This window comes from Bacillota bacterium (assembly GCA_018818595.1).
Classification (GTDB): domain Bacteria; phylum Bacillota_I; class Bacilli_A; order Izemoplasmatales; family Hujiaoplasmataceae; genus JAHIRM01.
In genome coordinates this window covers 20271-44538 of sequence record JAHIRM010000008.1, presented here as the reverse complement: position 1 = coordinate 44538, position 24268 = coordinate 20271, and the positions used below count along the sequence as shown (strand labels likewise).

Sequence of the window (24268 nt, the reverse complement as noted above, 5' to 3'; positions counted from 1 at the left end):
CAGTGAAAAAAACGATGGTCGCCATGATTTTAGTTGGCGGAAAAGGCTCAAGATTACAAGAAATGACAAAAGACACAGCTAAACCCGCTGTGTCTTTTGGCGCGAAATATCGTTTGATTGACTTTTCGCTTAGTAACATTACAAATTCAAATATAGATGTAGTAGGTGTCGTAACTCAATATGAGCCTTATGATTTAATGAATTACATTGGATCTGGAGCTTCTTGGGATTTAGATGTTATTGATGGAGGAATTCATTTTCTAACTCCGTTTGCTAGAAATGGAGATGTGTTATGGCAAAAAGGCACTGCACATGCCATAAAACAGTACTTTAATTTTGTGAAAGAATATGATGCAAGTTATGTGCTGATTTTATCAGGTGATCAAATCTATAAGATGGATTATCAAGAAGTGTTAGTTCATCATTTGAATCATAACGCAGAAATCACGATTGGAGCTACTAAAGTTCCCCAAGAAGAAGCAAATCGTTTTGGCATATTAGAAGTAGATTCAAATGACCTCGTTATAGGCTTTGAAGAAAAACCAAAACATGCAAAAAGCAATTTAGCTTCTATGGGGCTTTATTTGTTTAATACAAATGTACTAGAAGCTTTACTATACGATCCTAAAACAGAAGATCAAGTCGACTTTGGGAAAAATGTTATTCCACAAAGCATTAAAGAAGGATATAAAGTATCGGCCTATACTTTTAATGGATATTGGAAGGACGTTGGAACCATTTCATCTTTATATGAAGCAAACATGGATTTACTTGATAATCCTGATTTTTTGACACTTAATTCATCAAGACACTTACCAATTTATTCGAAATCATTAAATCTTCCTCCTCACATTATTTTAGAAAATGGAGTTGTAAAAAATAGCGTGATTGCGGATGGATCTATCATTGATGGAGAAGTGATGCATTCTACCGTTGGATATGAAATGATTATGCATAAAAAAGCTAAAATTGAAGACTGCGTTATTTTACCAAATGTTACCATCCTTGAAGGCGTCCATTTAAAAAAGGTCATCGTAAATAAAGGCGTCACTGTGCCAAAAAATTATAAGTTGATTTCAAAAGAAGTAATCTTACTCGATTTGGATAATCTTGATAAGGCAGGTAAAATCAATGAATAACCTGTGCATGGTAATCGACGCAACCATCAAAGGGAATTTTAGTAAACTGACAAGACATAGAATGCCAGGAGCGATTCCTTTTGGAGCGAAATATCGTTTAATTGATTTTACGCTTTCTAATTGTAAAAATTCACTTATAACAAATGTTGCTATTTTTCCTTATGGAAATTACCGAAGTTTATCGGATCATATTGGTTCAGGGGATCGATGGGATTTAAATCGAAGAAGAGATGGTATTTTTATTTTACCTCCTAAAAATTTAAATCTTACAGTAGAAGATTCTGTTAGTTTTCAACGAATGTATGAACACATTGAATATTTTAACAGAAGCAATCAAGAGTATGTGATTGTGACTCCTGCAAACATCGTTTGGAACACAGATTATCAGGTGTTTTTACATAGTCATTTAACCGAAAATGCAGATATTACTGAAGTGTTATCCATTGATAAAAAACGTTTAAAAACGTATATCATTTCCAAAAAATTACTACTAGAATACATTCTGAATTATGATTCCATTCAGTATCGAAATTTAAGTGATGTATTTGATTTCGCTCCAGGATTAAAAAGAAATCCTTACATCTTTGAATCGGCTTGTTTTTATGTGGATAGTCCTTATGAACTATATGTTGCAAATATGCAATTACTATTACCTCAAATAAGAAGTCAATTGTTTCATGTGAACAGACCTATTTTATCAAAAGAAACAATGTCTGCAGCATCAAGATACAGCGAATTTGCAAATGTGAAAAACAGTATTATAGCATCTGGTGCAGTCATTGAAGGAACGGTTATTAATTCTGTTATAGGAAGAAAAGCCCATATTAGGAAAGGCGCAACCATTTTAAATTCGGTAATTATGAATCAATGTGACATTGAAAGTAATGCATTAATCGAATTTGCTATATTAGATAAAGAAACAAAAGTTTTAAAAGATTCAAAAATAAAAGGCAGTATTTACCAATTGTTTGTTTCAGAAAAAAACCAAATTGTTGCATCTGATGAAGACATAAAAGTATTACAAATAACCGCGGAATGCTGGCCTTTCATAAAAACAGGTGGACTCGCTGATGTCGTGGGTGGTCTTGCAGAACAATTTAGTAGTCAAGGAATTTTATCTGCAGTTATGATCCCTTTGTACCCAAGAATTAAAGAGAAATATAGTATCTTTATGGAAATGAAAGCAGAACAAATTCTAATTTATGCCGAAGAAAAATACAAAGTAACTCTTTACGTGTATAACGATAAAACAACCACTTATTATTTTATTGAATCGTATGACTTCTTTGAAAGAGCAGAAGTATATGGATACGATGATGATGGAGATCGCTTTGCTTTTTTCTCAAAAGCTGCGATTGCTTTTCTTGATGTATTAGAGTCACTTCCTGATGTAATCCACTTGCATGATTGGCATATGGGACTGATTCCTCTTTTGTTACGAGAAGAAGAAAAATACAAGCATATCAAAACATTACTTACGATTCACAATATTGAATATCAAGGGATTCATGAAAGTGAAATTATACAAAAATTGGGAATTAAGAGTTTTTTCCCTATTCAACCTAAAATTAATTTTATGGAATTAGGTATTTCAATGGCTACTAAAATTTCAACCGTATCTGAAACCTACAAAGATGAGTTGAAATATGAATATTATAGTAAGAATTTAGTCGATATTATTAATCGAAGAGAACGAGACTTATATGGTATTTTAAATGGACTTAATAGTGATATAGGGCCGAAAAAAGATTTAGTTATTAGTCAAAAATATAATATTATCGATGCATTTGATGCAAAACCAGTTAACAAACTTGATTTACAAAAAAGGATGAATTTAAAAACTGGAAATGATTTCTTTGTTTTAGGAATGGTCACAAGAATTGTAGAACAAAAAGGGTTTGATATATTGATTCCTGCACTTTATGAAGCATTACAAAAAGAGCACATTCAATTTGTGATTTTAGGAACAGGAAAAGAACCATACATTGAAAGATTAAAAGAATTGAAATTGAAATTTCCTGATCAAGTAGCCTTAAATCTAGAATATGATGCAACGGAACCTAGTTACATTTATGCAGGAAGCGATGCATTCTTAATGCCTTCTAGATATGAACCTTGTGGAATAGGACAAATGATTGCTCTTCGTTATGGCACCATACCTATCGTAAGACAAACTGGCGGATTAAACGATACCATTGATTCTTTTGATTTTCTTACCAAAAGAGGAAACGGATTTAAATTTTACAATTATGATTCAAGAGATCTATTGTTTCAAATTAAAAACGCTTGTCAACTTTTCTTATCTAGTAAAAGAGATTGGAATCAATTAATCATTAATGCGATGAATTCAAGATTTTCACTTCAAGATAGTGCAAAATCATATATTGATCTTTATCGTATGATGCTATCAGAATAAGAGCAGTTAGTAAACGGTAACAAAGGTTCTAGCATAAAAAAACAAAGAAACGATGATATAATGGATGTTTAAGAGGTGATGAAATGAAATCAGATGTATTTTGTTCAAAAGACAATTTTATTAAAGTGTTTGAAGATAGATTAAAAAAGGATTATTTAACAACGATAACTGATTCTAATATCAGACAAAGATATAATGTGCTTGGAACTTTAGTAAAAGAAGCCATATCTGACGATTGGATGAAGACAAATCAAATATTAAAAAACGGCACTCAAAAAGAAGTCTATTATTTTTCTATGGAATTTTTAATGGGAAGACTCATTACAAATAATCTTATGAATTTAGGTATAAGAGATATCGCGGAAGAGGCATTTAATGAATTAGGAATTGATTTGAATGAAGTGGAAAACTTTGAACCAGACCCAGGGTTAGGAAATGGCGGTTTAGGAAGACTGGCTGCTTGTTATTTGGATTCAATGGCTTCGCTTAAAATTCCTGGATTTGGGAACTGCATCCGTTATCGTTATGGATTATTTCGTCAAAAAATCAAGAATGGTTACCAAGAAGAGCGACCAGACAATTGGCTAAGTGATGGCTATGTTTGGGAAATTCGAAAAGAAGAAGAATCGGAAGACATTCCTTTTTTTGGTTATGTAGATTATAAAGGTGGAATGGAATATATTCCTGGAGAATTTATTCGCGCTGTCCCATACGATGTTCCAATCGTAGGAGATCGAAACGGAGTGATTACTCATTTAAGAATGTGGAACGCTGAACCTTCCAGAAAGTACCCTAAATCACAATCTGCTTTTGATTATGAGGAAAAACTACAACGCATTTCAGGATTTTTGTATCCAGATGATACAACCGAAGACGGAAAAAGACTCCGTTTGATGCAACAATACTTTTTTAGTTCTGCTGGAGTAAAAAGTGTTTGTAGAAAACACAAACAAAAATACAACACTTTGCATAATTTGGCAGATAAAATTGTGTTTCATATCAATGATACACATCCAACCTTAATCATTCCTGAATTAATGCGAATCCTATTAGACGAAGAACATATGGAATGGGAAGAAGCTTGGGAAATTACAACACATTGCACAGCATATACCAATCATACGATTCTTGCGGAAGCCTTAGAAAAATGGTCTGTTTCCATTATGCAACCACTTCTTCCAAGAATTTATCAATTAATCGAAGAGATTAATCGAAGATTTTGTAATGATTTATTAGAAAGATATGGTTACGATTCTATGGATTTAATCAAAAGATTATCCATAGTTCAAAATGGATTGGTTCGAATGGCACATTTATGTGTCATCACAAGTTTTTCCGTAAATGGAGTTGCGAAATTACATACTGAAATATTAAAGAACATTGAAATGAAAGAGTTTTACAACCTTTATCCTGAAAAATTTATCAATGTGACAAACGGAATTACTCATAGAAGATGGTTAATGCATTCAAATAAGGAATTATCTCAATTGTTACATGATACCATTGGATCTTCTTGGGAGCGACATCCATTAGAACTTGAAAAATTTAAAGCTTTTAGGAAAAACAAAGAAGTACAAGAAAAATTATTACACATTAAACATCTAAAAAAACAAGCCTTAGCAAAAAGAATTTTTTCAGAACAAGGGTTAGTAATTGATCCAAATTCTATTTTTGATATTCAAGTAAAACGTCTTCATGAATATAAAAGACAATTATTGAATGCGCTTCATATTATGTACATATATCACATGCTAAAAACGAGCGAACCATTTAAAGAAAATTATGTTCCACACACCTTTATCTTTGGAGCGAAAGCGGCAGGGGCTTATTATTTTGCTAAAAAAGTTATCAAATTAATTAACACGATTGCCAAAAAAGTGAATCAAGACGAAGAGACAAACCTGTATTTAAAAGTAGTATTTGTTGAAAATTATAATGTTTCCTATGCAGAAATTATTATGCCTGCCTGTGATTTATCTGAACAAATTTCAACCGCCTCAAAAGAAGCGAGCGGAACTGGAAATATGAAATTTATGATGAATGGTGCTATAACGATTGGGACTGAAGACGGAGCGAATGTTGAAATTCACGAATTAGTAGAAGATGACAATATTTTTATTTTTGGACTGAATGCACAAGAAGTCAATCAATTAACACAAGACAAAACTTATCTTCCAAAAGCAATATATGACAATAATTTAGACCTTCAACTGGTCTTAAATCAACTCGTAAATGGATTCTTTGAAGATGTGGATAAGTTTGAATTTAAAGAGATTTATGAAAAACTTGTCTACGAAGATACTTATTTCATTTTAAAAGATTTTGAAGCGTATAAACTATCCCATGCAAGAGCAAACGAAGCATATAAAGACCGCTTTGCTTGGAGTGAGAAAATGGTTGTAAATATTGCGAAAAGTGGGATTTTCTCTAGTGATAGATCCATTTTAGAATACGCTGACAAAATTTGGCATGTAAAAGCAATGAAGTAACGAATAGTGGTCCAATTTAAATTGACCACTATTTTTCTAAAAAATTAGGATTTTACTAAAGTTTTTGGTATAATTTTATCGAGGTGAAATGATGAAAAAATGGATACTTAGTTTTTTAATATTAATAGTAGGATTTGGTGTTACATCTTGTAATAAAGAATTGATTGATTATTCCGTCGAAGATGCATTTTCTTTGATGAATGAAGCCATACAAGATTATCTAGATGCAACTAGTTTATCACTTGTTTATTCGGGAACTTATACATCTTCAACTTATAACAATGTTGAAAACATGGAAATAAAAATGAAAGAAATGGGAAGTTCAGACTTGATTGGAAAAGCTTCTATGGAAATCACTGAAAATTCTGAACTTGTAACAAATGTCATTTATTATGAAGATGGATATATTTATACCAATAACGTCACAGGTGAAGAAACGCAACTTACAAAACAAGTGTTAGATTATGCTGAATACGAAAGTCTATATTCTTCTTTTTTAAAAAGTCAAATTAATTATGAAATGACAAGAGAAGTACAAATAATAGTTAGTTTAGAACAATTAACAGTTCATTTTGAACTCGCTTCTGCTGAAGTTGAATCCACTTTTTTTGTAAGTCCTGTTTTAAGTACAGTTAATTTTGCGACAGTAGATGTTACTTTAAATCATGATGGAAGATTACTTTCTTTAAACGTGACTTACGATGGAACGATTTCATCGATTGTTGGTACAGAGACGTATTCCATTGTTATATCAAAAATCAATCAATACGTAATTATCGACCAATTGTCCTATTTAGAAAAAGCAAATTATGAAGAAGTTGACCCCAATGAAGAATGATTGGATTGATTTAAGCGTTTTAATCGATGAGAATACCTTGGTTTATCCAGGGGACCCTCCTTTTACTCGAAAAGCTTATTTCACTCATGAATTGGATTCATTTTCTCTTCAAGGATTTGAAACAGGGATGCATATTGGTACGCATCTTGACAGCCCTTATCATTTTTTAGATAAAGGGATATCCGTAGATGAAATCAAACTTGATAAACTAATTGGAAAAGCAAATAAAATTAGTGTTCAAGTCAAAAATTCGACAATTTTAACAAAAGATATCGAAGAAGCTTATTTATTGATACCTAGTAAACAGACAAAACTATTAATTGATACAGCTCATTCAGCCAAAATGAATACGATGTCTTACTTTGATGAATGTCCACTGTTTGAAAAAGACTTCATTGATTTCTTGAATACATATCAGATTGAATTAATAGGACTTGATTTGCCTACGATTCAATACTCTAAAAACAATCCTCTTCAAGCACACCTAGATTTACTATCAAAAGAAATAGTCATCGTTGAAAATTTAATTCATCTTCCATTATTAGAACAAAATGTATATTTTGTTTCACTTCCTTTAAAATTAAAAGGATTTGATGGATCAATGGTTCGCGCCATTGCAAAAAATATAAATACAAATGTTTGACTTCCTTTCGCTTTCGCTTTATAATAAGACCACAACTAAATAAAACTTCGGGGCAGGGCGTAACTCCCTACCGGCGGTATAGTCCGCGAGCTTTTGCATGATTAGGCGAAATTCCTAAACCGACAGTATAGTCTGGATGAAAGAAGATAAATCTTGTTTTTTTACAAGTTGATATTTCCCGAGAAATCGGGATTTTTATTTGAAGGAGAATGACTTTATGAAAAAAAGAAGCACTTCATGGCTAACAACGGTTGCCATTCTAGGAACAATTGCTGCATTGTTAATGCTTATTGAATTTCCTTTATGGTTTGCGCCACCTTTTTATAAATTAGATTTTAGTGAAATTCCAGTGTTAGTGGGAGCTTTTGCTTTAGGCCCAATTGCAGGAATGGCTATTGAAGCGATAAAAATATTGTTAAATTATATTTTCAATGGTACAATTACAATGGGAATTGGAGAAGCAGCTAATTTTATGATTGGGCTTTCTTTTGTTATTCCGGCAAGTATCATTTACCATAAATCTAAAACAAAAAGACATGCCATTATTGGACTGATTATTGGTGTGTTTACGATGACGATAATTGGCGGAATCTTGAATGCATTTGTTTTATTGCCAGTATATGCACTTGTTTATGAAATGCCACTAAATGACTTAATTGCTCTTGGAACTTTGGTTAATTCAAATATTTCCAATTTACAAACATTTATTTTTTTAGCGGTAGTACCTTTTAATCTTTTAAAAGGAATTTTGGTAAGTATTGTTGTTATATTAATCTATAAACGACTTTCACCAATGATAAAAGGAAAAGATTATGATGAAGAAAGCATTTAAGCTTTTTGACCAAAAAAAAATACTTATACTACTCCTGTTTAGTTTGTTATTTTTAACGGGGTGTGAAATGACAACTTCTACAACCACTACTATAACTAGAACAACGGTTACTTATCTAGATGTTTTAGATTATCAAGACTTTGAAGAGTACATCATTTTAGAAGTTTCAGATCAATTATCTATGCCAGAAAGTGTTTATTATTTATATTTTTATCAGTTAACTTGTACACATTGTAACGATATTAAACAACAAGTTTTGCACACGATAAAAGATTTGGAGTTTAATAAAGTTTACTTAGTTGAATCCCCTTCATTCAGTGATATTCACCCAGATATAAGCGTAACTTATACTCCATCTTTGGTAAAAGTAGTATTAGGAGAAGAAGTTGAAATTTATGTAGGACCAGATGATGTAATTGATTTTATCATTACTTTAAATTAAAAGGTGAGTGTCTAATAGACCTTCACCTTTTTTTTAATAAAATTTCTTGAGTAATTCTTTTTGTATTAACGGATGAATCATATGCATTGAGCGAGTATTAATATTGGAGAAATAGAAACGTTTATACGATTTAATGTTAGAATTTCCATAGGCGGATGAATAAATTAACTCCGAAACTGATTTGATGTTTCCTGAATCATCAAAAAACAAATTATAGATTTTTCGATTTGTTCTACCCTTTACCCCTACCGTAAATTTAAGTGTGGTTCTATTCTTCTTATGAATAATTTTATAATCTTTTATTTGATCGAGGGTTAACCAAAAAAGAAGCGTGTTCTTTTGGGTTAAGATATCAAGTGGTTTAATTGTCGAAAAAATTTGATTAGAGGACTTATAAAGAGAAATCATTATTTTGTTATCTAGATACATTTCTTTTTTTCTATCGATTAAATAAAGACTTTGCTCGAGTTCTAAATTGGTTGATAAATAAAGATACGGTTTTGGTGCTTTATAGTGAGATAATACTAATATAAGGAGTATCAGAAGAAGTATACTTCCTAGGCTAAGAAAGAAGACTAAAAAAAATTGTTGATATTCTGGATCAGTAAACTCCATAGGAACTTCATTAAAATCCATAGGTATTTGTGCTAAGTACAAAATGAAAAAGGTTATGAAGATAAAGAGTAAGGTTGGGAAAAAAATAAGTAAAATAATATTTAATAATAAATTTTTACGGGAAATCGTTGCAGTTTGAATTTTATTAAAATCAAATCCTATTTCAGATATGGTCATGTGTTTTCACCTCTCAATATCATATTATATTACAAAAAAGACAAATATATGGAAAAAAGGGTTATTTTTATTTTTTTATGTTCAAAAAAAACAAAAACAATGGTAAAATAAAGTTAATTCAAAACAAGAAGAGAAAGCGTGGTAGTATGAATACAGTTAAAATAGATAAGTATTTTCGGGGTATGATTGCCCACCGCGGTTTAAGCGGGATTGAAACCGAAAACACCATCAACGCTTTTGTTGCAGCTGCAAATAGAAGCTATTATGGAATAGAATGTGATGTTCACGCTTCAAAGGATGGTAAACTCATCGTTACTCATGATGATACACTTTTACGCCTTGGAATGCTTAATTTATATATTCCCAGTTTTAAATATGAAGAAATTCGTAAATTTACTTTAGTGGATCGCAAAACAGGAAATTTAAGTGAGTCCATATCTATTCCTAGACTATCTGAATATTTAACCATCTGTAAAACGTATCAAAAACATGCTTTAATAGAGCTAAAAGAAAATCTTTCTTACGAAAATATCGATAAAATTATAGAAGAAATTGAGTTGTTTTATGATATTACTCAAATAAGTATCATTTCTTTTTATGAAAAATTTCTCTTATACATCAAAAAGAAATTTCCGGATGTTCACCTTTTTTATCTTACCAATAGAATGTCTGAAAAAACATTTGATTTTTGCGAAAAAAACCAATTAAACATCGATATTGAACACAAAGCAATTGATGAAGCGACCATTAAAAGATTCCATCTTATCGGATTGAAAGTTTGCGTTTTCACGGTTGATGACAAAGAAATCGCAGAAAAACTTATTAAAATGGGCGTAGATTATATTACGTCTAACATCTTGGAATAACATGAGAAAAATCTTAGTCATTGGCGCAAGTAATATCGATATTATCGGAATTAGTCAAACGTCTTTGCTTAACAAAGATTCAAACGTTGGTCGCGTTAACATCTTCTTTGGAGGAGTCGCAAAAAATATTAGTGAAAACCTATTTCGTCTTGAAGAGGAAGTATCATTATTCACTTTTATTGGTCAAGATTATTTTGGAGATTTATTGAAAAATTATTTTGATTATTTAGGGATTGATTATCATCTATCCTTTATTGAAAAAGAAAAAGAAAGCGGAAAATATTTAGCTGTTCATGACTCAGATGGAAGTCTTTCTTTAGGAATAAATGATTTTTCGATTATTGACAATTGTAAAGCAAGTGATTTTGAACCTTTCTTAAAAGAAATAAATTCATTTGATGTATTGGTATTTGATACAAACTTGCCTCAAGAAACTTTATGTTACCTCATCCAAAAATTTAAAGACAAAGTTATTATCGTTGATGGAGTTTCGCAGTCCAAAGTAAAAAGAATTAAAACCGTGTTACCATTTATAAATATCCTAAAAGTGAACCTTCAAGAATTAGCTTCTTTGCTTGATAAAAAAGTAGATGATGTTATTCTAGGGGTGAGAGAACTCATTGATTTAGGGTTAGAACATGTCGTCGTTACCAACGGTAAAGAACCAATTACGTATAACATCGATAAAAAAATATATCAAACATTAATCTTTGAAACCAACCATGTTAAGACAAGCGTTGGGGCAGGAGATGCACTACTTGCAGGAATTATTTATGGATTTAACCAAGACAAGTCGATGCATGAATCGGTAGATTTAGGGAAAAAAGCTGCTAGTCTATCCATGGAAGTTGATCAAGCATGCAATCCATTACTAACTAAAAAAATCTTAGAAGAGTAAAGGAGTGTCAGAGGATGAAAAATTCAACCGTTGATGTACTTTTACAAAGACGAAGCGTGAGAAATTATTTGGACAAACCAATTAAAGAAGAAGATCTTAAATTGATTGTCGAATGTGGGCTCTTTGCTCCAAGCGCCAGAAACAGACAAAATTGGCATTTTACTGTCATTACAGATAAAGAAACGATTGAAGAAATCAATCGTTTAACCTTAGCTGGAATGGAAAGACTTAACATACAAAAAGAACCTGACTATCATGTTTTTTACCATGCGCCTGTCGTAGTGGTTTTAAGTTCTGCTATCGAAGGATTCAGTGAGTTGAATGCTGGATGTGCAATTGAAAACATGGCAATAGCCGCAAAATCAATAGGGGTAGATTCTTGTATTATTGGTCAAACAAGGTACATGTATCATCAAGCAAATCAAGTTGATATGAACAGGTTATTAAAAATCCCTGAAGAATACGAACACGACTGTTCCATCTGTTTTGGTTATATTGATGGTGAAAATCCACTTCCTAAACCAAGAAAAGAAGGAATCGTTGATTACATTAGATAAATAAGTTACCAATACTTTTGACAAGTCAAAAGTATTTTTTCTGTAAACAAGTTTTAAGTAGTATCATTTGTTAATTTTATAAATTCGTAGTATAATTTTTGTAATAGAGGTGGATAGTATGTGGGAAAAAACATATCAAAAATGGCTAAATTTTGAAGGCCTTGATTCTGAACTAAAAAACGATATGATTGGAAAAACAAACATCGAACTGGAAGAAATGTTTTACACTTCTTTGGAATTTGGGACTGGCGGAATGAGAGGCATTTTAGGTGCAGGTACCAATCGCTTAAATATCTATACAATTCGAAAAGCTAACGATGGACTTGCTAGGTATTTAAGGAAAAGATATGGAATTAATCAATTAAATCGTGGTGTTGTGATTGCTTATGATAACCGAAAAATGTCAAAAGAATTTGCTGAAGAATCCGCAAAAGTTTTAGGATATTATGGTATTAAAACGTATATATTTGATACTCTTCGCCCAACTCCAGAATTATCATTTGCGACACGTCTTCTAAACGCGCTTGCGGGAATTGTTGTAACGGCTAGTCATAATCCTCCACAATACAATGGTTATAAAATATACGATGAATTTGGATGTCAATTTACTCCCATTTACGCAGATGTAATTGTTGAAATGGTAAATGAAGTAGAAGATGTCTTTTCGATACCAGTTCGAAATTTTTTGGAATTAAAAAAAGAAGGACTTGTAGAAATGATTGGAAAAGATGTTGATGATAAATATTTAAAGTTAGTTAAATCCATTCAACTTCATCCTCAAATGAAAAAGAATATTAAAATTGTGTTTACACCTCTTCATGGAACGAGTGCTTTGCTTGGAACGAGACTTCTTCAAGAAACTAATTATGAATTTTATCCAGTGAAAGCACAAATGGTACATGATCCGTTTTTCTCCACCGTGAAATCACCAAACCCAGAAAATCCTGAAGCATTTCACCTTGCAATTGAATTAGGCAAAAAAGTAGATGCAGATTTGTTAATTGCAACCGATCCAGATGCCGATCGCTTAGGAATTGCTGTTAAAAATGATGGAAATTATATTTTGCTTACTGGAAATCAAACTGGAGCTATTTTACTTTATTACCTATTAAATGAAAAAAAGAAACTTGGTCTTCTTCCTCAAAAAGGAGTGGTTTTTAATACCATTGTAACTTCTGATTTAGGAGCGAAAATTGCTCGCTCTTTTGGATATGAAGTGATATCTACTCTAACAGGGTTTAAATACATTGGAGAACAAGCTAGATTTTTAGAATCAACAGACAAACAATTTTTGTTTGGATACGAAGAATCTTTTGGATATGTCATCAATGATGGAGTTCGCGATAAAGATTCACTACAAGCCATGCTTTTAGCCGCAGAAGCTGCTTCGTACTATAAAGAAACAGAACATAAAACATTATATGAAAAATTAGGTGATTTATTCGATGAGTTTGGAGCCTACTACGAAGATTTACATAATATTAATCTTCTTGGGTTAGAAGGAAAACGTCAAATCGATCGAATTATGACTTATTTTAGAAAACATCATTTAGACCAAATTTCTCACATAAAAGTTTCAAGCATTGAAGATTATGAAACGAGTATAAAGTATGAAGGAAAGAGTAAGTCAACTCTTCTTTTACCTAAATCCAATGTAATCAAATATATTCTTAAAAATGGATTATGGTTTGTGCTAAGACCATCTGGAACAGAACCAAAGCTTAAGATTTATGTGGGTGGAAACGACGTTTCTTTTGAAAAAGCGAAGACACTTGTGAAAGAAGTCTCAAAAGAATTATTGAAGTTAGTCAATCAAGTGAAATAAGAAGGTGAACAGGTTGGAATATATTATAGCAGTATTGATTGTTGTAGCAATCGTCGTCATTTATGTGGTAAGCTATGCCATCAATGAAAAAACAGCCGTTCCCAAAGGCTGTGAAAACTTAACAGATTTATCTGGATGTGGCGCTTGTTCGAATAATGGATGCTCTATTAAACAAACAATTGACATTGAGGAACATCATGTTAAATAATGATTGGGATTTGCTCTTAAAAGAAGAGTTTTCAAAATCTTATTTTCAAGAACTGGTCTCAAAAGTTAAAAAAGAATATGAAGAATATGAATGCTATCCCGCCATTCATGATGTGTTTCATGCATTGCGGTTAACCTCTTATCAAAACACAAAAGTTTTAATTTTAGGACAAGACCCTTATCATAATCCGTCTCAAGCTATGGGACTTGCCTTTTCTGTTAAGAAAGGGATTATGTTACCGCCCTCTCTTAAAAATATCTTTTTAGAACTTTCTACAGATCTTGGAGTTAAATGTCCTGTCTCAGGAGATTTAACAAAATGGACAAGTGAAGGAGTACTACTATTAAATGCCATTCTTTCGGTACGAAAAAACAGTCCTTTGAGTCACCAATCCATAGGCTGGGAAACGTTTACGGATTCCATTATTTCTTTGTTGAATCAAAAACAAACACCTATGGTTTTTGTTTTATGGGGAAGTTTTGCGAGAAGTAAAAAAGGCCTTATTACAAACTCCATTCACTTTATCGTTGAAAACGTACATCCCTCCCCTCTTTCGAGTTATAGGGGATTTATGGGATCAAAACCTTTTTCGAAAATCAATCAATTTTTACAAATAACAAATCAAAAACCAATCGATTTTACATTATAGTGCAGGGGAAATTATGCTAAAATTTAAATTAAGAAATTTGATATTTACAGGATTATTGGTGTCAATAGGAATATTATTAAGTCAATTATTTTCCTTTTATTACCCCCCATCTACTACCATTGTAAAATTTGGAATTGGATACGTTCCTTTGATTATTATTAGTCTTTTATTTGGGCCACAATACGGCCTGTTCGCAGGAATTACTCAAGACATTATTGGTTATTTTTTATTAGGTTCTGAAAGAGGAATCTTTTATTTTGGGTTTACATTAAATGCTATTTTGTATGGGGTATTACCAGGGATATTTATTTACCTAAAACGAAAAATAAAACCAAATAAATTTGTCTACTTTAACACAGCACTTTCTCTTGTGTTAAGTTTTGCTTCTATTTGGTATTTGTTTCATATTAATAGTCTCAGTTCTAATGCTAATTTTACTTTTATCTATCGTTATATTTTAGTATCCATTTCCCTTGTAAGTAGTTTAGGTTTGCTTTTTATAAACTATTATTTTTATTATAAAAAGAATGAGTCCAATGAATTTCAATTTATTTTTTTTGTTGTGACGATTTTATATTTCATTGTCTCTATCGTATTAACTCCTCTTTGGATTTACGATATGTATTCAATTCCGTTTTTTGTTCAGATTCCTTTAAGAATTCTAAAGATGCCAGTTGAAGTCATCCTTTATACGTTGATTTTGCAGCGGCTTCTTAAAGTCATTGGACTTCAGTTAAATCACGACACATAAAAATAAGGATTGCTTTTTTGAGCAATCCTTTTTTATACTTTATAGTTCTATTATTTTGACTTCGCCTGCTCCAAGATGGAAGTAAATTTTCCCGTCTGGAGAAAAATCATGATAATCTCTTCCCATTTCATAAGTTGCGTAGAGAAGTTTTCCAGATAACTTTTCATTGTTTGCTTTTTTTCGTAAGATTTCTAGGTTTGCATTACAGTGAATGTCACTATATACATTCGAATTAGCGACAACGAGTAAGCATTTATGAGTTTCTTCATTAAAATAGGAAACACCAATGACAGGAGTGTCAAACTCATTAAAGTAAAGTGGAACGTAGTTATCCAAATTAGTTATTTCATTTATCCAACGATTTCGAATCACTTTGATGCCATCTAAATGATCGGCTAATTCCCAACGATTTGGATTAAGATAATGAAGAGCATATTTGTCAAACAAGGCTAATTTTCCATAAAACAGATCGTTTATTGGTAATTTAAATTTGTCTTTGTCTGTACAATCAACGCCAGTATTCATCGGTTGAATTTCGTAAACTTCTTGACCTGAATTAATGAAAGGAACAAGATTGGGTAAAAGCATATTTAAGGTTGTAGTTAATCTTGCTAACACAACACCACCATCTCGCCCGGCAATTCTTGCAGTATCATGTGTTTCAGAACAAGCAAACATTGGAAGAGCAATTTCGCTTGCACCATAGATAAATTTGTGTAATTTCTTTTCCCAAATTCTAGGTTCCATCCAAAAACCATTTCCAATGATGATGTTATAGCCAAATTCTTTTGCTTTTAAAGCATTTTCAGTACTTAATTCCTCAGCGATAAAAGCAAAATCAGGGTCCACTTCTTTTGCTTTTTGAATAATCATTTTTAATAATTCTTTTGGTAGTGCATGCCCCATATCGATTCTTGCGCCATCAATACCATATTTGTTTTGATAATAAGGAATAATATTAGATAACGTATCCCATAAAGCAGTATTTGGAATTTTACCTGGGAATAAATTTGCCTTAATAGAATCAAATAAAATATAAGGAGGAGTAGTCTTGTCCTTTAAGTATTTAGCGGTTTCTGCTGGATGGTCTAAAAACATTCGAAAGAACGTAACATCTGTCCAAGGTGGTTGAACGTCGTTGATGTGATCTGAAAATGCAGGGGCAATTCGTAAATTAAAATTCTTTTCAATCAAAACGGATAAATCGTTTTGATTGTTTTTAATTAATTCATTCCATAAAACTTCATTTTGAGCTTTAGGGTTTACCTGAAACATGTTAATATGTCTTAAAACGTCCTTTGAAGCATACACATCTTTCATGAATTTAGCTTCAGGAGGTAATGTGTTTTCTAAGCCATCCACGTAAGGAACTTTGTAATTGTCATATTCACTAGCTTTTATCCAATAAAACCAATCAGGATGATCCTTAATTAAATCGTTTTCAACCGCATTGGTTCTAGGAATGATATCAATGACAACTCTCATGTCTAAGACATGGCAAGCCTCGATAAAGGCTTGAAACTCTTCTTCAAGTGTCATCTCATTTCCAGTCATAACTTCTTTTAGATTTGGATCAATATCAAAGAAAGAGGCAACTCCGTAAGGAGAACCCAATTCTCCTTTTTTATCTTTTAGTGAAAATCGCGATATTGGTAACATGTATACTGTATCGACACCCATTTTCTTTAAAAAAGGAAGAAGTGGTAACATTTTTACAAACGTACCTGTTTCTTTCATTTCATTAAAGTTTGACAAATCAAGAGAAAAACTTCGATCATGGTCCCACGCAGAAGAAGTTCGAATTAAAGTAGAATACAAAACTGCTTTTCTGACCCAGTCGCCTCCAAGAGCATTTTTAGGTAGTTTTACATTTTGAATTTTGCTTAAAGAAAGAGAATAATCTTTCTTTTCTAATTTACTTGGTAAAATATATGAGCTTATAATCTCACTGTAAAAACGATAAGGATTTACAAGGATCTCTCCACTAGGAAGTTTGCGTAATTCTTCTCCTTGATAGTCCCAAGCATTCCAAATATCTGGAACGACGTAATTGATTTTTCCTAAATGGATTTTATTTGATAATATGTTATAAAGCAAAGAAAGTTTTGATTGTGCCATATTTTCACCTCATTATTATTATACCAAATAAAAGACGAATAAATGTACTTATTTTAAATGTGTAAATGCTTACAATGCGTTCAATTTACTTTCAAAAAGCCTTGTTTTATAGTATAATACCATAGTGTAGAGGTGAAACAATGAAAAAACCTGTTGTATTAATTATAATGGATGGAATGGGATTAACAGAAAAAGGTCCGGGGAATGCATATGAACTTGCGAATAAACCTCATTTAGATCTTTTATTTAACGAATTCCCCCATATCGCAATCAATGCTTCCGAAGAAGCCGTTGGTCTTCCTGAAGGCCAAATGGGAAACAGTGAAGTAGGACATATGAATATTGGAGCTGGGCGAATTGTATATCAATCTTTAACAAGAGTAAATGTCGCAATAAAAGACGGAACCTATAAAACAAATCCAGCTTTTCTTCAAGCGTTTGAACACACCAAAAAATACAAATCAAAACTTCATATTTTTGGGTTACTATCAGATGGTGGAGTGCATTCACATATCAAACACATAAAAGCTTTATTTGATGCGGCCAAAGAAAACAAAGTGGAACACACTTATTTTCATGCCTTTTTAGATGGAAGAGATGTGCCACCTAAGTCAGCCGTGCTCTATCTTTCAGATTTAAGAGAAGAATTAGTTCAAAAACATTATGGAAGTATTGCCTCAGTTTCGGGAAGATACTATTCGATGGATAGAGATAAAAACTACTCTAGAATTCAGTTAGCATATGATGCAATGAGTTTTGGAAAAGCTCCTCATTTTTCCGATTGCGTTAAAGGAGTAGAAGCTTCTTATAACGAAGGAATTAATGATGAATTCGTGTTACCGTTTGTCGTAGATTCTTCTGGTTTGATTGAAACCAATGATGCAATTATTTTTGCTAATTTTAGACCAGATCGTGCGATTGAAATCGGTACTGCTTATTCGAATCCAGAAGCGTTGCCTTTACTTGATACTAAAAATGGACCTAAGAATATTCTCTTTGTCTCGACAATGAAATATTCTGATTCCGTTAAAGGGCCTATTGCTTTTGAGTTAAATGATTTAAGAGAAATGTATGGAGATTATATATCAGAACTAGGACTGAAACAATTAAGAATTGCTGAAACTGAAAAATATGCTCATGTTACTTTTTTCTTCGATGGTGGAGTTGATAAAGAAATTATTGGTGCTAAGCGCGTCTTAATTCCTTCTCCAAAAGTTCCTACCTATGATTCTTTACCTGAGATGAGCGCTTATGCAATCACGGATGCTGTTATTTTAGAACTTAACACAAGACAATTTGATACCGTTATTTTAAATTTTGCAAATGGAGACATGGTAGGACATACTGGCGTTATAAAAGCGGCTATTAAAGCAGTTGAAACCGTTGACGAGTGTGTGGGAAGAGTCGTAGACAAAGTCTTAGAACTTGGTGGAATTGCTTTGATTACAAGTGACCATGGAAATTGCGAAAAAATGTTAGCTGATGACGGTTCTCCTTTTACCGCTCACACCACAAACAAAGTACCATTGCTTATCACAAAAAAAGGAATCACATTAAGAGAAAACGGTAATTTAGGTGACCTTGCGCCAACGATGCTAGAATTAATGAACCTAGAAAAACCAAAAGCCATGACGGGCTCTTCCTTGATTATTACAAATGATGAATAAAAACCTTAAGACGATTAAAATAAAAGATTTATTGTTTGTCATCTTATACTCATCGGTCTTGCCTATACTACTTGGCGCACTGTTAGGCTTTATTGATTATTATTTACAAACAATGCTTTCATTTACATTCGCGTATATGTTATATTGGTTTATTGCTATATATATAGGAAAAACGGTAAGAAAACAATACGACAATCCTCATATCGTTTACACCATTATTGCAGGAATTGGCATGCTTTGTGCTTGGACTGTTTTAATAACGTTACCGTATGTGTATGCTCAAGCCTTATATCTAGGAGAACCGACTTTAGTTTTTTCACCTTCCATTTATTTATATGCGTTTTTAGATTTTTTCAATCCATTAATATGGATTCAATATTTTAGTCTTGATTTAATGATTCAACTTCTTATCTTAGGAGTTGGAACGTATTTAGGAATCAAAAGAACATTAATTTAGAGAAATACTATAAAAAAATAGTTTAGATAAAGGAGAATAAAAATGCCAAATATTACAAGTATTTTCGCAAGAGAAGTTTTAGATTCAAGAGGAAATCCAACCGTTGAAGTAGAAGTATATACAGAGTCGGGTGCCTTTGGAAGAGCAATTGTTCCAAGTGGAGCTTCAACTGGTGAACATGAAGCCATTGAACTTCGTGACGGAGATAAATCCCGTTACCTAGGAAAAGGTGTTTTAAAAGCAATTAAAAATGTAAATGATTTAATTGCTCCAGCTTTAGTAGGATACGACGTTACCATGCAAACATTCTTAGACAAATTGATGATTGACTTAGATGGAACTCCAAACAAATCAAAATTAGGCGCAAATGCAATTTTAGGAGTGTCTATGGCTTGTGCAAGAGCTGCCGCAGATTTAGTAGGATTACCTTTGTATTTATACTTAGGTGGATTTAATGCAAAACAATTACCAACACCAATGATGAATATTATAAACGGTGGATCTCATGCAGACAATAACATTGATTTCCAAGAATTCATGATTTTACCAGTTGGCGCAAAAAACTTCCGTGAAGCTTTAAGAATGGGAGCTGAAATTTTTCATAATCTTAAGAAAGTATTAAGCGCAAAAGGCTTTAATACTTCCGTTGGTGATGAAGGCGGATTCGCTCCAGATTTAGCTTCGAACGAAGCAGGTCTTGAAGTTATTATGGAAGCCATTAAAAAAGCAGGATATGTTCCAGGAAAAGATGTATACCTTGGAATGGATGTTGCAGCGAGTGAATTTTATAACACTGAAACCAAAAAATATATTCTTGGCAGTGAAAAAAGAGAATTAACAAATGTTGAAATGGTTGATTTTTATGCTACCTTAGTTGACAAATATCCAATTATTTCGATTGAAGATGGTCTTGACCAAAACGATTGGGATGGCTGGAAAATATTAACTGAAAAACTTGGAACTAAAATTCAATTAGTAGGTGATGATTTATTTGTTACAAACACTGAAAAATTATCAAGAGGAATTGAAAATCATATCGCAAACTCCATTTTAATTAAAGTTAATCAAATTGGAACCCTTACAGAAACATTTAACGCGATTGAAATGGCAAAACGTGCAGGATATACTGCAGTAGTTAGTCATAGATCTGGTGAAACAGAAGATTCAACCATTGCTGATATCTCTGTTGCTACCAATGCAGGACAAATCAAAACAGGTTCTTTATCTAGAACAGATCGTATTGCAAAATACAATCAATTACTTCGAATTGAAGAAGAACTAGGTGAAGTAGCTGAATACAACGGAATTAAATCATTTTATAATTTAAGAAAATAGAAACAACACATAAAAAACATGCTTTTGGGTCTTCCAAAAGCATGTTTTTATGGTATAATAGTAAAGTACGAATAAATTAAAGTCGATAAACGTAATGTATCGATTAGTAATAGGAGGATTTTTATGGGCTTTTTAGATTGGTTATTACTTGCTGTGTCTGTATTATTAATCGCCTTGGTAATGCTTCAGGAATCGAAAGATGATGGAAAGAATATGTTTTCTGGTGAAAAATCAGAACTATTTAAAAATCAAAAACAACGTGGACCTGAACTTTTACTCTCAAGAATGACAATGGGAATGAGCGTCGTTTTTGCAGTAGTAACCATCCTGGCATTGATTCTTTAGAACACATTACTGTGTTCTTTTTTTTCGCTAAACTTTGAAGGAGGTATTCGTTGTGAAAAATAAACTTTTAGATTTGATTCAAAAAAATAATTATAAATCAACTGATACTTTGGGTTTAGCCACTCTGTTAAGATGTGATACCAAAGAAGAGTTTCAAGCATTAACTAAAGCGCTTTATGAACTCGAAAAAGAAGGATTTATAGCTAAAAACAAAAAAGATAAATATAATTTAATAGAACGGTTTGGTTTTGTAAAAGGCAAACTAGATTTAAAACAAGCAGGATACGGTTTTATTTCTTTAGAAGAAGAACATCCCGATATCTTTATCCCAAGAAATAAAACGCTTGATGCAATGGATAATGATTTGTGTCTTGTAAAAATTACAAATCAATCTGGAAAAGATCGTTTTGAAGGCGAGATTTTAAAAGTCATAAAACGAAGCATTGAAACCATTATCGGAGAATACTTTCAAGGTGCTATTTTTCCAAAAAACCAACCAAATGATTTGGTTTTTAAACTTAAGAAAAAAGGAAATATTACACCAGTCGATCACTCGCTTGTCAAAGCAAAAATTATAAAATACTCTAAAGTTCATATTCTAGAATGTGAAATATTAGAAGTATTAGGGCATATGTCAGATCCCGGTATTGAAATCATTGAAGTGATTAAGAGTCATGATTTAAATATCGATTTTCCTGAAGACGTATTAAGAGAAACAAATAAAATCGAAAATGTTGTGAAAGAAAGCGAATTTATTGGTAGAACCGATCTTCGAAAAGAAATGATTTTTACCATTGATGGAGATGACACGAAAGACATAGATGATGCTATTTCAATCAAAAAAATAAGCGATACAAGTTATCTTCTTGGAGTACACATTGCCGATGTCAGTTATTATGTAACGGAAGACTCTTTTTTGGACAAAGAAGCTTTTTCAAGAGGAACCAGTGTCTATTTAGCTGATCGAGTCATTCCAATGCTACCACGAAACTTATCGAATGGGATTTGTTCTTTAAATCCAAAAGTAGACCGACTTACCTTAACTTGTCAAATGAAAATTAATCAATTTGGTAAAGTCACCAGTTATGAGATTTTCCCATCGATTATTCATAGTCAAAATCAAATGACTTATAATATTGTAAATGAAATTCTTGCGAAAAATAATACTGTGATGTCAAAATACCCTCATTTGCTTTCCTCCATTGAATGGATGAAAGAGCTTGCTGATATTTTAAATATCGCAAGAACAAAACTTGGATCCATCAATTTTGAGACTATCGAACCAAAAATACTTTTTGATGATCAAGGTAAAGTTAAAGATATTATTATAAAAGATCGAGGAATTTCAGAAAACATCATTGAAGAATTCATGTTAGTGGCCAATCAAGTTATTGCTTCACACATGGACCATCTACATTTGCCATTTATTTATCGGATTCATGAAAAACCAGACAGCGATAAATTAAGTGCACTTTTTAAATTTGCAAAAGAATTACAATATGTCAAATTTGTTCCATCTTTGATATCTCACATTGATTTACAAAATCTATTAAAAGATGTTGAAAATTCTAAATACGAAAAAGTCACAAATACGTTAATGCTTCGTTCTATGGCAAAAGCAAAGTATTCAGAATCCAATCTTGGTCATTATGGACTTGCATTTGATAATTACACTCATTTTACATCCCCCATTAGAAGATATCCTGATTTAATCGTTCACCGTACGCTTAGAAAATTCTTGTTTCTTCATCAAACAGATAAAGATTCTTTGCTTTCAGTTGAAACGAAAATGCCAGGAATTGCTCTTCAAAGTTCAAAAACCGAACGAAATGCTATGATTTGTGAACGTGAAGTAATGGACATGAAAAAAGCTGAATACATGGAACCTCATGTTGGCAACGTTTTTGAAGGGGTTGTTTCTTCACTTACTAGATTTGGAATGTTTGTAGAGTTACCAAACACCGTAGAAGGATTAATTCATATTACAACATTTAAAGAAGCCATTGAATTTCTAGAAGATAAAATGATCTATCTTGGAATTTCATCTAGAATCGAGTATACTATAGGCATGGAAGTAAAAGTTAAATTACTAGGAGTAAATAAACTGCTTGGAAGAATAGACTTTGAGCTAGTTTAAAGGAGGTCTAAAATGAAGGCATTAGCCAGCAATAAAAAAGTGTCACATGAATACTTCATTTTAGAAACGTTTGAATGTGGCATTGTATTACGTGGTACTGAAATTAAATCTATTCGACTTGGAAAATTAGCGATAAGTGATAGTTATGCAAGAATTAGTAATTATGAACTATATATTATCAATATGCATATTTCTCCTTATGAATATGGAAACATATTTAATCACAAAGAAACAAGAGAAAGAAAGCTATTGATGAAAAAGCACGATATCGTTAAACTTTCTTTAAAACTTAAAACAGAAGGATTAACACTTATACCTACAAAAGTCTATTTAAAAGATGGGTTTTGCAAGCTTGAACTTGCCCTTTGTAAGGGCAAGAAACAATACGATAAACGAGAATCACAAAAGCAAGAAGATACAAAACGTCGTTTGGTTAAAGTGATGAAAGACATCAAAAACTAACGACAATTTATGGGGCTGTTCTGGATTCGACAGGGTAGTTCGAGTTTGATAAGCATGCGATCGGTAGATCTAAAAATGCGCGGTTAAATATAACCGGAAACCAAAATTACGCTTTCGCTGCTTAAGAAGAAGTAGCGGGTTTGTCTTTGCCAGCCTGCGGGCCTAGATAAACTCCAGTTAGCAGGATAGCATCACTTTCTGCCACCTTAAGACTGTAGTGCGAAAATAATAGGGTTAGTCCCTTGATGGCGAGTTAACTGGCTGCCTTGAGATGAAATTTATCAGTGAACTAAGCATGTAGAAAGTCAAATGATTGGCTATTTTGGACGGGGGTTCGAATCCCCCCAGCTCCACCATCAATACACGTATCTGAGGTTGTTGTAGTATTTAATTTACTACATA

Annotated in this window: 22 protein-coding genes, 1 other RNA gene and 1 riboswitch; of the genes, 21 read left to right on the top strand and 2 right to left on the bottom strand. The window is 32.2% G+C overall.

All coding sequences use genetic code 11. From position 1 onward, the window contains the following. Window positions 1-2 precede the first annotated feature (2 nt). From glgD to KJ971_02000, 7 genes are all read left to right on the top strand, one after another. Complete coding sequence (gene glgD / locus KJ971_02030) at window positions 3-1139, top strand: glucose-1-phosphate adenylyltransferase subunit GlgD (GenBank protein ID MBU1144622.1); 1137 nt, start codon at window positions 3-5, stop codon at window positions 1137-1139. Further along, complete coding sequence (locus tag KJ971_02025; GenBank protein MBU1144621.1) at window positions 1132-3555, top strand: glycogen/starch synthase; 2424 nt, start codon at window positions 1132-1134, stop codon at window positions 3553-3555. The genes glgD and KJ971_02025 overlap by 8 nt, the downstream gene beginning before the upstream one ends. An 83-nt stretch (window positions 3556-3638) precedes the next feature. Beyond that, entirely contained in the window at window positions 3639-6044 is a 2406-nt protein-coding gene (locus tag KJ971_02020; GenBank protein MBU1144620.1) for a glycogen/starch/alpha-glucan phosphorylase, read from the top strand. A 91-nt stretch (window positions 6045-6135) separates the two neighbouring features. Then, complete coding sequence (locus KJ971_02015; GenBank protein MBU1144619.1) at window positions 6136-6882, top strand: hypothetical protein; 747 nt, start codon at window positions 6136-6138, stop codon at window positions 6880-6882. Beyond that, the gene (locus KJ971_02010) at window positions 6872-7525 is read left to right on the top strand and encodes a cyclase family protein (protein MBU1144618.1); all 654 of its coding nucleotides are present in this window, start codon (window positions 6872-6874) and stop codon (window positions 7523-7525) included. Before KJ971_02015 ends, KJ971_02010 begins: the two co-directional genes overlap by 11 nt. Before the next feature lie 39 nt (window positions 7526-7564). Then, window positions 7565-7677, top strand: a riboswitch (FMN riboswitch). A gap of 65 nt (window positions 7678-7742) precedes the next feature. Next, the gene (locus KJ971_02005) at window positions 7743-8357 is read left to right on the top strand and encodes an ECF transporter S component (protein ID MBU1144617.1); all 615 of its coding nucleotides are present in this window, start codon (window positions 7743-7745) and stop codon (window positions 8355-8357) included. A 67-nt stretch (window positions 8358-8424) separates the two neighbouring features. Further along, window positions 8425-8799 (top strand): hypothetical protein, encoded by a 375-nt coding sequence (locus KJ971_02000; protein MBU1144616.1) that lies wholly within the window; start codon window positions 8425-8427, stop codon window positions 8797-8799. A 33-nt stretch (window positions 8800-8832) separates the two neighbouring features. Here the strand turns inward: KJ971_02000 and KJ971_01995 are convergent, their stop codons facing one another. Next, window positions 8833-9591, bottom strand: a complete 759-nt coding sequence (locus KJ971_01995; protein ID MBU1144615.1) for a hypothetical protein — start codon at window positions 9589-9591, stop codon at window positions 8833-8835. A gap of 146 nt (window positions 9592-9737) precedes the next feature. Between KJ971_01995 and KJ971_01990 the strand changes: the two genes are divergently transcribed. The 7 genes from KJ971_01990 to KJ971_01960 all read left to right on the top strand — a co-directional run bounded on the left by KJ971_01990 (window position 9738) and on the right by KJ971_01960 (window position 15345). Next, entirely contained in the window at window positions 9738-10457 is a 720-nt protein-coding gene (locus KJ971_01990) for a hypothetical protein (protein ID MBU1144614.1), read from the top strand. Window position 10458: 1 nt separating this feature from the next. Beyond that, complete coding sequence (locus KJ971_01985) at window positions 10459-11355, top strand: bifunctional hydroxymethylpyrimidine kinase/phosphomethylpyrimidine kinase (protein ID MBU1144613.1); 897 nt, start codon at window positions 10459-10461, stop codon at window positions 11353-11355. 14 nt (window positions 11356-11369) lie between these two features. After that, on the top strand, window positions 11370-11912 hold the full coding sequence (locus KJ971_01980) for a nitroreductase family protein (protein ID MBU1144612.1): 543 nt from the start codon (window positions 11370-11372) through the stop codon (window positions 11910-11912). Window positions 11913-12030: 118 nt separating this feature from the next. After that, window positions 12031-13737, top strand: coding sequence for a phospho-sugar mutase (locus KJ971_01975; GenBank protein MBU1144611.1), 1707 nt, complete (start codon window positions 12031-12033; stop codon window positions 13735-13737). 13 nt (window positions 13738-13750) lie between these two features. Then, window positions 13751-13945: a hypothetical protein gene (locus KJ971_01970; GenBank protein ID MBU1144610.1), complete on the top strand. Its 195-nt coding sequence runs from the start codon at window positions 13751-13753 to the stop codon at window positions 13943-13945. Next, window positions 13935-14594 carry a uracil-DNA glycosylase gene (locus KJ971_01965; GenBank protein ID MBU1144609.1) on the top strand — a complete coding sequence of 220 codons (660 nt, stop codon included), beginning with the start codon at window positions 13935-13937 and terminating at the stop codon, window positions 14592-14594. Before KJ971_01970 ends, KJ971_01965 begins: the two co-directional genes overlap by 11 nt. 13 nt (window positions 14595-14607) lie before the next feature. Further along, window positions 14608-15345 carry a folate family ECF transporter S component gene (locus KJ971_01960; protein MBU1144608.1) on the top strand — a complete coding sequence of 246 codons (738 nt, stop codon included), beginning with the start codon at window positions 14608-14610 and terminating at the stop codon, window positions 15343-15345. Between the two features lie 39 nt (window positions 15346-15384). On the opposite strand, the gene KJ971_01955 is transcribed toward KJ971_01960, so the two are convergent. Further along, window positions 15385-17463 (bottom strand): alpha-amylase, encoded by a 2079-nt coding sequence (locus tag KJ971_01955; protein ID MBU1144607.1) that lies wholly within the window; start codon window positions 17461-17463, stop codon window positions 15385-15387. 140 nt (window positions 17464-17603) lie between these two features. On the opposite strand from KJ971_01955, the gene gpmI reads away from it, so the two are divergent. From gpmI to ssrA, 7 genes are all read left to right on the top strand, one after another. Then, window positions 17604-19130 carry a 2,3-bisphosphoglycerate-independent phosphoglycerate mutase gene (gpmI, locus tag KJ971_01950; protein MBU1144606.1) on the top strand — a complete coding sequence of 509 codons (1527 nt, stop codon included), beginning with the start codon at window positions 17604-17606 and terminating at the stop codon, window positions 19128-19130. Beyond that, a complete protein-coding gene (locus KJ971_01945) occupies window positions 19120-19587 on the top strand; it encodes a hypothetical protein (protein MBU1144605.1) in 468 nt (155 codons plus the stop codon). Before gpmI ends, KJ971_01945 begins: the two co-directional genes overlap by 11 nt. 42 nt (window positions 19588-19629) lie before the next feature. Beyond that, complete coding sequence (eno, locus tag KJ971_01940; protein ID MBU1144604.1) at window positions 19630-20922, top strand: phosphopyruvate hydratase; 1293 nt, start codon at window positions 19630-19632, stop codon at window positions 20920-20922. 123 nt (window positions 20923-21045) lie between these two features. Continuing rightward, complete coding sequence (gene secG / locus KJ971_01935; GenBank protein ID MBU1144603.1) at window positions 21046-21267, top strand: preprotein translocase subunit SecG; 222 nt, start codon at window positions 21046-21048, stop codon at window positions 21265-21267. A gap of 52 nt (window positions 21268-21319) precedes the next feature. After that, window positions 21320-23404 (top strand): ribonuclease R, encoded by a 2085-nt coding sequence (gene rnr, locus KJ971_01930; protein MBU1144602.1) that lies wholly within the window; start codon window positions 21320-21322, stop codon window positions 23402-23404. 12 nt (window positions 23405-23416) lie between these two features. Beyond that, window positions 23417-23866 (top strand): SsrA-binding protein SmpB, encoded by a 450-nt coding sequence (gene smpB / locus KJ971_01925; GenBank protein ID MBU1144601.1) that lies wholly within the window; start codon window positions 23417-23419, stop codon window positions 23864-23866. A gap of 11 nt (window positions 23867-23877) precedes the next feature. Then, window positions 23878-24222: a transfer-messenger RNA gene (gene ssrA, locus KJ971_01920) on the top strand. The last annotated feature ends 46 nt before the right edge of the window (window positions 24223-24268 follow it).